At 63.2% G+C, this 11,891-nt stretch carries 10 protein-coding genes and 1 pseudogene; 8 read left to right on the top strand and 3 right to left on the bottom strand.

Going from position 1 to position 11,891, the window contains the following annotated elements; genetic code table 11:
• Window positions 1-105 precede the first annotated feature (105 nt).
• Window positions 106-429 carry a DUF2025 family protein gene (locus tag LOY33_RS19360; protein ID WP_043862592.1) on the top strand — a complete coding sequence of 108 codons (324 nt, stop codon included), beginning with the start codon at window positions 106-108 and terminating at the stop codon, window positions 427-429.
• Window positions 430-500: 71 nt separating this feature from the next.
• On the opposite strand, the gene LOY33_RS19355 is transcribed toward LOY33_RS19360, so the two are convergent.
• Complete coding sequence (locus LOY33_RS19355; RefSeq protein WP_258659739.1) at window positions 501-1,577, bottom strand: diguanylate cyclase; 1,077 nt, start codon at window positions 1,575-1,577, stop codon at window positions 501-503.
• A 154-nt stretch (window positions 1,578-1,731) separates the two neighbouring features.
• On the opposite strand from LOY33_RS19355, the gene LOY33_RS19350 reads away from it, so the two are divergent.
• Window positions 1,732-2,799 carry an MBL fold metallo-hydrolase gene (locus LOY33_RS19350; protein ID WP_258659738.1) on the top strand — a complete coding sequence of 356 codons (1,068 nt, stop codon included), beginning with the start codon at window positions 1,732-1,734 and terminating at the stop codon, window positions 2,797-2,799.
• Here LOY33_RS19350 and LOY33_RS19345 read toward each other — a convergent pair.
• A complete protein-coding gene (locus LOY33_RS19345) occupies window positions 2,796-3,698 on the bottom strand; it encodes a formate/nitrite transporter family protein (protein ID WP_043862589.1) in 903 nt (300 codons plus the stop codon). The two genes, LOY33_RS19350 and LOY33_RS19345, sit on opposite strands and share 4 nt — an antisense overlap.
• Before the next feature lie 116 nt (window positions 3,699-3,814).
• Here LOY33_RS19345 and LOY33_RS19340 point away from each other — a divergent pair, with 116 nt between their 5' ends.
• The 6 genes and pseudogenes from LOY33_RS19340 (at window position 3,815) to LOY33_RS19315 (ending at window position 10,367) form a co-directional block, all read left to right on the top strand.
• Window positions 3,815-5,008 (top strand): hypothetical protein, encoded by a 1,194-nt coding sequence (locus LOY33_RS19340; protein WP_258659737.1) that lies wholly within the window; start codon window positions 3,815-3,817, stop codon window positions 5,006-5,008.
• Between the two features lie 81 nt (window positions 5,009-5,089).
• Window positions 5,090-7,039, top strand: coding sequence for an FAD-dependent oxidoreductase (locus tag LOY33_RS19335; RefSeq protein WP_258659736.1), 1,950 nt, complete (start codon window positions 5,090-5,092; stop codon window positions 7,037-7,039).
• A gap of 127 nt (window positions 7,040-7,166) precedes the next feature.
• Window positions 7,167-8,063 (top strand): nitrilase family protein, encoded by an 897-nt coding sequence (locus LOY33_RS19330; protein ID WP_054914714.1) that lies wholly within the window; start codon window positions 7,167-7,169, stop codon window positions 8,061-8,063.
• A gap of 9 nt (window positions 8,064-8,072) precedes the next feature.
• Window positions 8,073-9,269: a hypothetical protein gene (locus LOY33_RS19325; protein WP_408980663.1), complete on the top strand. Its 1,197-nt coding sequence runs from the start codon at window positions 8,073-8,075 to the stop codon at window positions 9,267-9,269.
• Window positions 9,270-9,326: 57 nt separating this feature from the next.
• Entirely contained in the window at window positions 9,327-9,890 is a 564-nt protein-coding gene (locus tag LOY33_RS19320; protein ID WP_078479805.1) for a UPF0149 family protein, read from the top strand.
• Window positions 9,891-10,032: 142 nt separating this feature from the next.
• A pseudogene (locus tag LOY33_RS19315) lies at window positions 10,033-10,367 on the top strand (low molecular weight protein tyrosine phosphatase family protein).
• Between the two features lie 185 nt (window positions 10,368-10,552).
• Here the strand turns inward: LOY33_RS19315 and LOY33_RS19310 are convergent.
• Window positions 10,553-11,800 (bottom strand): ribonucleotide-diphosphate reductase subunit beta, encoded by a 1,248-nt coding sequence (locus LOY33_RS19310; RefSeq protein WP_043862583.1) that lies wholly within the window; start codon window positions 11,798-11,800, stop codon window positions 10,553-10,555.
• Window positions 11,801-11,891: the final 91 nt, after the last annotated feature.

Here is an 11,891-nt window from a genome sequence, read left to right as displayed (position 1 = left end):
CCTCTGCCTGTCGAGCTTCTCCGTCAGAGAGGGCCGCAGACGACCCGCCCCGCGTGCCAATTCCATTCACCCCGCATCTTCGACGATGCTTCAGTGAGGTTTGACATGCACATCACTTCCCAGGATATCTGCGCCGCGGCCGACCAGCTCAAGGGCTTCGTAGGCTTCAACCACAAGCTGGGCCGGCATATCGTGCGCTTCAGCGAAGACTCGTTCGGCATGGACGTGGCCGACGACAGCATCATCCCCAGCCATGAATTCGTGTGGCAGGCGAGTGGCGGCGAGGTGATGACCTTGCGCCGCGAACTGATCGAGGTGCTGCTGGCGCAGAATGTCGACGAGCGGTTGAACATCACCGAGCCGTTGCGGGTGTACCTGCGTCGCAACGACCTGCCGGAGATCGCGGCCCAGCGCCGCTTGCGGGCGTGACACAGGGCCGCAAGCACTAGCTGCAGGAGCCGGCCATGCCGGCGAAGGCGCCGGAACGTGGTGCCTGCATTTCAGTCCGGGTAGGCCAGGCGCAGCGGCACCACCTCGCCGCGGGCCACATTGACCTTGTTGCGGCCACTCTGCTTGGCCGCATACAGCGCCTTGTCCGCCTCGTTCAGCCACACCATGGAGTCTGCGAAGCCTGGCTGGAAGCTGGCCAGGCCGATGCTCAGGCTGATGCGCAATTGCGGGAGCTGCTCGTTGCGGTACTCGTTGACCCGCTGGCGCAGGCGCTCCATGACCTGGCTGGCATGCTCCAGGCTGCACCCGGGCAGGATCACGCCGAATTCATCCCCGCCGTAGCGCCCCGGCACGTCGTCCTCGTGCAGGTTGCGCTTGAGCTCGACGCTCAGCTGGCGCAGCACGCAGTCACCCACCACATGGCCATACACATCGTTGATGGTCTTGAAGTGGTCGATGTCGATGATCGCGATCACGGCCTGGGCCGGGGCCTGCTGGCACAGCTGAAAGCGCAGTTGCAGCAGGTCTTTCCATGAGCCGTGGTTGAACAGGCCGGTGAGGCTGTCGGTGCGGCTCAGCGCACTGAGGCTGCGCTTGTGCTCGGCCAGCTTGATCGCCAGGCGGTAGCACACCCAGCCCAGCGCCAGCGGATAGAGGGTCAGCATCGGCAGGCAGGCGTACACCTGCAGGGTGCTGACCTCCAGTTGCAGGCTCGGCCCGAACAGCACCACCGCCGCCACCATGCCCAGCCCCATGGCCAAAAGACCTTGCACAAACAGGCGCTGACCACCGGCGGCGACGTTGTTCATGCCCATCATGGCCAGGATGGTGACGCTGATCAGCGGGTTGAACTGCACGGTGCCGGCCCAGAAGCCGCCCATCAGCGAGTCGACCATCAGGTTGCGCTGTTCGGCGCGATAGGGGGCTTGCGAGCGCAGGCCGAGTTGGTAGGCCAGGTGCGGCCAGCCCAGCCCGTTGAACACCAGCAGCGCTACGACCCAGTACGGCAGCTGCAGGGGCAGCACGCCGGAGAGCACGCTGAACAGGCCGATACCTGAGCCGATGATACGCGGCAGGTAAATTCTTCTGACAAATGATAGTCCCTTGCCGTTGCTGATTTGAGTCATGATTTGCCGATCTGCCTGACGCCGTTCATCGCATAATTTGCGTGAATATTGTTGAACAATGCCGGGCTGTTCAAGAATGGCCTTGCAGGCCATTTCACAGTTGGTACGGGCAATGGGCATGCACCTGAAACGGTTAGTCGGAGTATTTGCATTCATGGCTTCCCTTGCAGCACAAGCCACCGAAACCCCCGCGCAGCCTTCGCTGCAGCAGGACGGGCGGTACCGCAACCAGGCCCAGTTGCCCCGCGACGGGGTGCTGAAAAAACTGCGCATCGGTTTCAAGTTCCTGTTTCTGAGCAAGCCGGCCGACACCCGGCCAACCCTGCCGATACCGGTGCACCCCCTGAGCCAGGCCCAGGTGCTGGCCGCGCCGGACCGCAGCCTGTGGCGCCTGGGCCATTCCACGGTGCTGCTCAAGCTGCGCGATCGTTTCTTCATCACCGACCCGGTGTTCGCCGAGCGCGCCTCGCCGGTGCAGTGGGCCGGCCCGCAGCGCTTTCACCAGCCGCCGCTGGCGCTGGAGCAACTGCCGCCGATCACGGCGGTGATACTGTCCCACGACCATTACGACCATCTGGATGAACGGGCGGTGCTGGCCCTGGCCGAGCGCACCGAGGTGTTCCTTGCCCCGCTTGGGGTGGGCGACACCCTGGTCGGGTGGGGCGTGCCTGCGGCCAAGGTGCGCCAGCTCGACTGGTGGCAGGCCACGGAGGTTGCGGGCATCCAGTTCGTCGCCACCCCGGCGCAGCACTTCTCCGGGCGCGGGCTGTTCGACAGCAACCGCACCCTGTGGGCGTCATGGGTGGTGCTCGATGAGGACCTGCGTCTGTTCTTCAGCGGCGATACCGGCTATTTCGAGGGCTTCAGGCAGATCGGCGAACGCTACGGGCCATTCGACGTGACCCTGATGGAAACCGGCGCCTACAACGTCAACTGGCCCAATGTGCACATGCAGCCCGAGCAGAGCCTGCAGGCGCACCTGGACCTGCGCGGGCGCTGGTTGCTGCCGATCCACAACGGCACCTTCGACCTGTCCACCCACGCCTGGCATGAACCCTTCGACCGCATCATGGCCCTGGCGGCCAACGCACGGGTACCGCTGAGCACCCCGCAGATGGGGGAGCGGGTCAGCCTGGTGCAACCGCAGCGGGGTACCGCGTGGTGGCTTCCACTGGAGCAACAGCAGGCCCAGGCAGCCGTGTTGGCCACCGGGCAGCGTTAAGGTGCGTCGCTAGGGTCGCGCCGGCCGGGCAAGGGGCGCTCGCGGCCTTTGCTCAGGGTTTCGTCGGGCAGGCCGGCGTCGCTGCGAATCTGCGCATGGCTGATCAGCGCGAAGATGAAGCTGCCGCCCACGATGTTGCCCGCCAGGGTCGGCGCGGCAAAGTGCAGCCAGAACTGCTGCCAGCTCACTTCCCCGGCCCACACCAGGTACGACACCTCGACCGAGCCCACCACGATATGGGTGAAGTCACCCAGCGCCATGAGATAGGTGATCAGCAGGATGATCCAGATCTTGGCGTTCTCCATCGACGGGATCATCCACACCATGGTCGCGATCATCCAGCCCGAGATGATGCCCTTGGCAAACATCTGGCCCACCTCGTTTTCCATGACCTTGCGCCCCACTTCGAGAAAGGCGAGATCGGTCTTGGTGTCGAAGATCGGCAGGTGCAGCATCACGTATGACACCAGCACGGTGCCCACCAGGTTGCCGAACAGCACCACGCCCCACAGGCGCAACAGGCGCCCTACATTGTTGAACGTGGGTTTGGTCATCACCGGCAGCACGGCGGTCAGGGTATTTTCGGTAAACAGTTGCTGGCGCGCGAGAATCACCGCCAGAAAGCCCGCCGAATAGCCCAGGCTGGCGATCACCTGGCTGCTGTCGCCCTCGGGCAGGCGGGAATAGAACAGCCCCATCGCCATCAGCGACAGGCCCATGCTCAAGCCGGCCGCCAGTGCCGACCACCACAGCGCCGCGATGGTGCGCTGCAGTTCCTTGTCGCCCTGGGCGCGGATGATCTCGTGGAGCACAGCGGCACGTGGCGGCTGGTTGTGGCTGACCTCCTGCTCTTCGTCCGCTGACAGGCCCGGGGTCTTGCCGCTTTTCTGCTCGTTCATGGGGGAGGCTTCCGTGGTGGGCTCTGAGTAAAGATCCGCCGCCGTTCAATTAGTTGCCTTGTGTCGCAGGCTTTGTCGGCATAATTCACCCCTCTTGAATAGCGGACGTTTTTCCCATGAAACATGGATGTTGCGTCGCACTGCTGGCCGCGCAGGCCTTGACCGCAGCCATGCCCGCCCAGGCGGGCTTGGGCAGCGACGTGTTCACCGGTACCCTGGGTACCCAGTCGATCGTGCTGGAGCTCGACCGCGCCGTGCCCGAGGATGTCAGCGGGCGTTACTTCTACGTGAAGCATCACCACGACCTGCAGCTCACCGGCAGCATCCAGGGCACGCGGATTCAACTGGTGGAGGGGCATGAGCCGGCTCCGGAGGCAGGCATCGACTCGCTGCCAACACTCGCGCTGTGGCCGGCTGCCCAGGGCGGCCTGCAAGGTGAGTGGCAAAGCGCCCAGGGCAAACGCCTGCCGATCACGCTGCTGCCGGCACGACTGCCGCAGGTACCGTCGGGTGCCGATCCGTTCCTGGCCCGCCAGTACACCGACTCACCCTATGAATACCTGAGGCTGATGCAACTGCCGTTGAAGCCGGGTGAGCTTGAACACTTTCAAGGCTACCCGCTGCGCTGGCTGAGCGAGCCGTCCTCGGGAATAAGCCTGTTCGTGATCGAGGACGGTTACCCTGCGCAGCAGCTCACACGCCTCAACCAGTTGCTGCGCGCGCGCCTGTCCAGTGATGTGGTGGCCTACCACCAGTGCATGCTGCTGGGGCGCCCTGGCGGGTACTACCGGCAGACGGTGACGCCGCGGTTCATGAGCAATGCGCTGCTCAGTGTCAGCATCGTGCAGGACTACAGCTGCGACGGCACGCCGATGCTGCCCACCGATGCGCCGCTCAACCTGGCGGTGGAGTCGGGCAAGGAGCTGACCCTGGACGATGTGCTGTGGGTGGGCGAGGGCAAGCCGTTTCACTACGAGTACCAGCCTGGCCCCAACCCCGAGCAGTTCGCCACCGTGAGTTTCGGTGCCTATGTGGACTACCGCTCGCGCACCTTTGCGCCGTGGTTGCTGGAGCAGCTCAAGCAGCTGTATCCGCAGCACATGTTGGGCGAGGTGGGCGAGGACGGCTGCGATTATGCACAGGCGCAGGTGTGGCAGATGCCCACATGGCGCTTTACCCCCGAAGGCATCCTGTTCGACCCGGTGTTCGACAGCGTGCAGCGCCATTGCCGTGGGGTGGGCTGGGCGGTGCTGCCGTATCGGATCGTGAGGCAGCATGCAGGTGGGGTGGCGCTCGAACTGCCGGAGTGAGGGCGTTCAACTATGTAGCACCGCTGCAGCCTGCAGCGACTTCAAGCTCTCTGCTCCGCCACTTCAAGCAGAGAGCAGCCCATGACTATCGGTTCCACCTACAACCATCCCGCTGATGTTGCGACCCCCTTGGCGGGTAATGCCGAAGGCTGGTCGGCGCGGTTCCCCAACCCGCCCGATCTGTGTTTCGACTACCGCAGGTTGCTCGAGCAGGTCGGTGGTATCGCCCAAGCCCGTCGCGCCGAGCACCGCATTTGCATCATCGGTGCCGGCGTTACCGGTTTGACTGCCGCCCGCGAGCTGCTGCGTTGCGGCTTCCAGCACATCACCCTGATCGAAAAGTCGCAACGGATCGGCGGTCGGTACATGACCATCGTCGACCCTGGCCCAGGCGACAGGGAGCCTTCGACGCCGTTCGAAATGGGCGCCATGCGCATGCCGTTGTTCAATCGCAGTGGCGAAGCGCCGAAAGAGGGGCGCTCGTTGATGGCGTACTACGCTAGTCAGTTCGATCTGCGCTTGTCCGACTTTCCCAACCCGGGTACGCCTGCCGTACGCTCGACAGGCATCTACCTGCGTGAAGGTCTGCTGGACGGCGAGGGCGAGCCGACGCTGTTGATCTGGGACAACGCTGACGGCCGGACACCGCCACCTACGGCCACCTTGCAACAGGTACATGAAAAGTGGCGGGTGTTTGCCGACCGGATGACCGAAACCGTGGCGCAAGCCTATGGCGGCGAGCAGTGGGAAGACCTGTGGGCCGCCATTGTTGAACGCTATCAGGCAATGTCGTTTCGGGACCTGGTCAGGTTGCCGGCAATTGATGTGTGGAACCCCGAAACGCCCGGCGACTTCGGCGGCCTGGGCATGAGCGCGGCAGAGTCCGCGTTGTTCTATGCCATCGGTATCGGCGACGGCAGTTGGGGGGCTTTCTATGATGTCTGCAGCCTGTATCCGCTGCGAACGGCGATCTTCGGCTTCAGCAGCCACCTGCAACTGGTGCATGGCCGCGTGGACGAGCAGGGTGACCCGCTGGACGCGCCGCTGGTTGCCAATCAGCCTGTATACGACAGCAGAGGTCTGCCGTTCGCGTCACCTACCTACCTGGGGCTGGCCGCTCTGGATGAATGCCTGTTGTTCATGCCGGTGGCGCCAACCGGTGCATCTCCCTACCAGCACCTCAGTGCCCTGCCCAACGGGCTGCTCACCGACAGCCCGGTTACTGGCCTGCGCAAGCTGGCGAACCAGCAGATTCGCGTGCAGTACCAGTGGCATGCCAGCGACCTGCAGTCGAGCACGTTGCAGAGCGAAGACTTCGACGCAGTGATCGTCACCTTGCCTTCCTGGCTGATCGAGACATCGGTGCGTCTTGAAGGCTTCACTGCGGCAATGCTGCCTCAGCAGATCATCGATGCATACAAGACGGCGCACTGGGAAACCAGCTGCAAGGTGTATGCGCCATTGCAGAAAAGTTTTTTGCAACGTAATCAGGCCATCCCGCAAATTCTCGTTACTGACAGCTTTATCCACGATGTTTATGCCTATCGCTACAACGACCGCTATGCCAGCGACTGCATCCTGCTCAGCTACACCTGGGAGGACGACGCGACCAAGCTGGTCGCGTTCAGCGATGAGCAACTGGTGGAAAAGTGCGTGCAGGAGCTGGACCGGATCCTGTTGCGGTGCAGCAATGTGCAGGTACCGCTATCGCCGTATGTCGATACCCGCAATGCGCGGGTGCAGCGTTGGGTCACCGACCGCAATGCCCTGGGCTGCGCCAGGCTCTACCGGGCCGGCACCTACTACGATGCGTTGAGCCTGATGCGATACAGCCGTGAGCATGCCCGTCACAGCGGGTTGTACCTGGCAGGCGAGTCGTTCTCGGTGGATGCAGGCTGGACCGAGCCCTGCCTGCGTACCGCGATCGATGCCGTGATCAACCTGTGCAACGACACCGGGGCGCTGTTCAACGGCGGTTTCAGCATGGCGCTCTATCCGCACTATCGCATTCAGCCCCAGGCGTCCCGGTAGGCCTTTCCTACAGGCGCAGAGCGGCCTTGCAGCATTGTCGGAAGGGGCCGACTTGTCCCTCTTGAGGGTTGTTTTGTCCACTGGAAAGCCTCCAAACGACAACTCGAACAACAAAAAGGACACTCCCATGCCTGCACCCTCTGTCCCGGTCAGCCCCGTGCGTATTGCCGTGATTCAGTTCGACCCGCAGGTCGGGCTGGACCAGTGCGACAACAACTTGTGCAAAGGTCTGCAGCTCGCCGAAGAGGCGGTGCATGACGGCGCCAACCTGATCGTGCTGCCCGAGCTTGCCAACACCGGCTACACCTTCGAGACCCGAGCAGAAGCCTATGCGCATGCCGAAACCCTCGATGAAGGTCCCAGTATCAAGACCTGGCGCGCCTTCGCCCGGGAGCATCAGGTGTACCTGGTGGCAGGATTTGCCGAGCGCGATGGCCTCAAGCTGTATGACAGCGCGGTGCTGTTCGGCCCCGACGGGCTGCTGGGCCATTACCGCAAGGCACACCTGTGGAACCAGGAAAAGCTCTGGTTCAGCCCCGGTGATCTGGGCTTTCCGGTGTTTGAAACCCCGATCGGGCGGATCGGCCTGATGATCTGCTGGGACGTATGGTTTCCCGAGGTGCCACGCCTGCTTGCGTTGCAGGGTGCAGACATCATCTGCAGCCTGAACAACTGGGTGTGGACACCGCCCCCGCTGTTCGATGCCAGCGGCAGGTGCATGGCCTCGTACCTCACCATCACCGCGGCCCACGTCAACAATGTCTACATTGCCGCCGCCAACCGCATCGGCAGCGAGCGTGGCGGGCGTTTTCTGGGGTGTTCGCTGATCGCGGGCACCAATGGCTGGCCGTTGGGCAAGGTGGGGGGCGCCGAGGACGAGTGCATCCTGTATGCCGATGTCGACCTCAGCACTGCACGCAGCGCGCCGGTCTGGAACAGCCTGAATGACCTGCCACGGGACCGTCGCACCGATTGCTATGGCGCGATGCTGGGTTATGACCAGCATCCAGCGCTGCCGCGCTGAGGAGTCGCCATGGACAAGTCAATCGACAAGGTGGAGGCAGGCTTTCTGCCTTTGCTGCTGATGTGCGTGTGCGTGTCGCTGGGCACCGGGGTGTTCATCGAGGTCATCAGCGGGCGTGCGGCATCCTGGGTCGGGGTATGGCCCGACTACGCGCACATGGTCGCCAACCTGCACGAGCCGCTGGCGCGGTTGCGCTGGATCGTCGGCGATATCAGCGAGGTAGCGTTCTACAAGCATGAGCTGCCGGCGATCGGGTTGATGCTGGGCGCCGCGCTGGCCCATTGGGCGCACCGCACGGGCCGGGCATGGCAGGGCTTTGCGATCTGCTATGGCACCGGGTTGTGGCCCTGGCTGGTGACCAGTTCGCTGCTGGGGCTGGTGTTCAGCCATGTGCTGTGGGGCTGGACGCTCAGCGCCAGCACCTGGCAACCCACCTTCGTCGCGTTCGTCTCGCTGCCGGCGGCGATGGTGCTGCTGTTCGGCGGCGGCTGGAAGGTCGCGATCAATGGCGCGTTGCTGGGGGCACTGCTGGTGACGCCAGCGAGCCTGCTGCTGGTCAACTACCTGTGCTACCCACTGGGCTTGCCGGTGGTGATCGGCAATGTTGGCGGCATGGCCGTGGCGAGCGTGCTGGCGTTCATGCTGTGCCGGCGGTTTGCAGGCCTGGTGCGCTCGACGCCGCCTGTCGATGCGCCGCCACCGGCACCGGTCGTCGAGAGAGCGACACCGCACCACGGCGTTGGCTGGACGCTGCGACGGGTGCTGGCCGACTTCAGCGAGGCGCCGTTCTTCGGCAATGAGCTGGCCAGCCTGGGCTTGTTGCTCGGCGTGCTGGCGGCCTACCTGCTGTCGCCGGCCGGGCCGGCCTACGGCTCGCAGCTGGTGCTGGAGATGGTGGGCGGGCAGGCGCTGGCGTCGCTGATCGGCGTGCTGTTGTGGCGCAGGCAATGGATGCAGAGGGGGTGGTACCCGACCTACATCCCGATCGTGTCCGTGGTGCCGGCGGCGGTGCTGACATTGGGTGGCACGTGGGAGGTGGTGGTGCTCAGTGCCGGCCTGGGCGCGGTGATGGCACCGCCATTGGCGGTCGCAATCAGCCAGCGCCTGCCCAGCCATCTGCATGGGTACATTGGCAACGTGCTGTCGATGGCTGCCTGCACGCTGATGATCCTGCCATTTGTGGCGTGGCTGACGGGCGCCGGGTAAGCGCTGAAGGGCGGGGTGATGTAGTGTTACGGCAGGATCCCGCCTTGAGGCTATGCCATGACAGCTTTTGTACAGCCTTTGAACGATAAGGAAATGACCCGTCTTGATGGTTTTCTGCTCAAGTACGGTAACGATGAAGCCATCCTCACGCTCTCGGAGCTGGATGGCTTTCTGGTGGCGCTGGCCAGTTCGCCCGTGTTGTTGACGCCCAACGAATGGCTGCCCGAAGTGACCGGTGGCAGAGCGCCGCGGTTCAAGAAGCCGGCCGAGGCCGAGGCGTTTTCGGCGTTGTTGATGCGCTACATGAACAACGTGGCGGGCGAGCTCAGTGAGGCGTGTGATGCCTTCGAGCCGTTGTTTCTCGAAGACGAGTCCGAGCCTGATCCGCAGGTGGTGGTCGAGGAGTGGTGCTTCGGCTATTTGCGGGGTGTGCAGGTAGCGCGCTGGCCGGCGCTGCCGCCGGTGCAGGTGCGGCACCTGGAGGCGATTGCGCTGCATGGGCTGGACGAGAACATCGAAAAAATCGAGGCGTTGCAGCCGCAGGAGCATGCGGCTTCGGTCGAGGCCGTCGTGATCGGTTTGCGGGCGTTGTATCGGTTTTTCGATTCGCAGCGCGGGTAGCCATCGCGCGACCCTCTGATTTGCCGACGCCATCGCGGGGCAAGCCCGCTCCCACAAAGTGTTTGCGCCCTCCTGTGGGAGCGGGCTTGCCCCGCGATGGGCTGTCTGACAACCCTAATCTTGTTGTAATTCCAGGTAATCAATGACACTGCATGTACTGTTCGTGTGTACTCAGAACCGCTTGCGCAGCCCCACGGCTGAACAGGTATTTGCCGACTGGCCGGGGGTGGAGACGGCCTCTGCCGGTGTGGGCAATGATGCGGACGTGCCGGTGGGCAACGAGTTGCTGGCATGGGCAGACCTGGTGATCGTGATGGAGCAGGCGCACCGCAAGAAACTGTCGCGCGATTCCGCTCGGTGCTGGGCGACAAGCGCATCGTTTGCCTGGGCATCCCGGACGACTATGGGTTCATGGCGCCGGAGTTGGTTGAACTCTTGAAGGCCAGGGTGCCGCAGTTTTTGCCGGATCAACTGTAGTAGTGCGCAAGGTCTGCTGGCCTCTTCGCCAGCAAGGCTGGCTCCTACCGGGTTCCAGCGTGACCCTGGCTGACTGACGCCAGCAGGCGCAGCGACCAACAGCATGCGAAAACCTCTGAAAAAAGCCAGGCACAAAAAAGGCCGCCTTGCGGCAGCCTCTTTTTGCAGCATCCACGCGCGGGAAATCAATCCCAGCTCAACGCGCCGCCAGTCTGATACTCGATAACCCGCGTCTCGAAGAAGTTCTTCTCTTTCTTCAGGTCCATGATTTCGCTCATCCATGGGAACGGGTTGGTGGTACCTGGGTACTCTTCCTTCAGGCCGATCTGCGACAGGCGACGGTTGGCGATGAACTTGAGGTAGTCCTCCATCATCGCCGCGTTCATGCCCAGCACGCCGCGTGGCATGGTGTCGCGTGCGTATTCGATTTCCAGCTGAGTACCCTGCAGGATCATCTGCGAGGCCTCTTCCTTCATCTCGGCATCCCACAGGTGCGGGTTTTCGATCTTGATCTGGTTGATCACGTCGATACCGAAGTTCAGGTGCATCGACTCGTCACGCAGGATGTACTGGAACTGCTCGGCAACGCCGGTCATCTTGTTGCGACGACCCATCGACAGGATCTGGGTGAAGCCGCAGTAGAAGAAGATGCCTTCGAGTACGCAGTAGTAGGCGATCAGGTTGCGCAGCAGTTCCTTGTCGGTCTCGACGGTGCCGGTGTCGAACTCCGGGTCCGAGATGGCACGGGTGTAGCGCAGGCCCCAGGCGGCCTTTTTCGCGACCGAAGGGATCTCGTGGTACATGTTGAAGATCTCGCCTTCATCCATGCCCAGCGATTCGATGCAGTACTGGTACGCGTGGGTGTGGATCGCCTCTTCGAACGCCTGGCGCAGGATGTACTGGCGGCACTCGGGGTTGGTGATCAAGCGGTACACGGCCAGTGCCAGGTTGTTGGCAACCAGCGAGTCGGCGGTGGAGAAGAAGCCCAGGTTGCGCATGACGATGCGACGCTCGTCGTCGGTCAGGCCTTCGGGGGTCTTCCACAGGGCGATGTCCGCGGTCATGTTGACCTCTTGCGGCATCCAGTGGTTGGCACAGCCATCCAGGTACTTCTGCCAGGCCCAGTCGTACTTGAACGGTACCAGCTGGTTGAGGTCGGCGCGGCAGTTGATCATGCGCTTCTCGTCGACCGCTACACGGGCAGCAGAGCCTTCCAGCTCGGCCAGGCCTTCGGCGATGTCGAGATCGTCCAGGGCCGCCTTGGCGCGCTTGACCGCGTCGGAGTCGGCGGCGGTCACTGCACGGGCTTCCTGCGCGGCCACACCGCCAGCGCTGTCGAGCTTGTCGATGCCCGCTTCAGCCACCTGAGAGGCGGTTTGACCTTTGGCGGCGACTTCGCCGTCTTCGTTTTCGAATTCGTCCCAGCTCAGCATGATGGGTCTCCTGCTTGAGGGCCATGAAAGAGTATGGCCGGTTGGATCTAGGGTTGCGCTGCTCGCGGTTAAGGTGTGCACGCAAAATCTT

The organism is Pseudomonas sp. B21-036 (assembly GCF_024748925.1).
Lineage (GTDB): Bacteria > Pseudomonadota > Gammaproteobacteria > Pseudomonadales > Pseudomonadaceae > Aquipseudomonas > Aquipseudomonas palmensis.
Note: the sequence above shows the minus strand (reverse complement) of the source record. Positions and strands in the feature narration are given on the sequence as shown.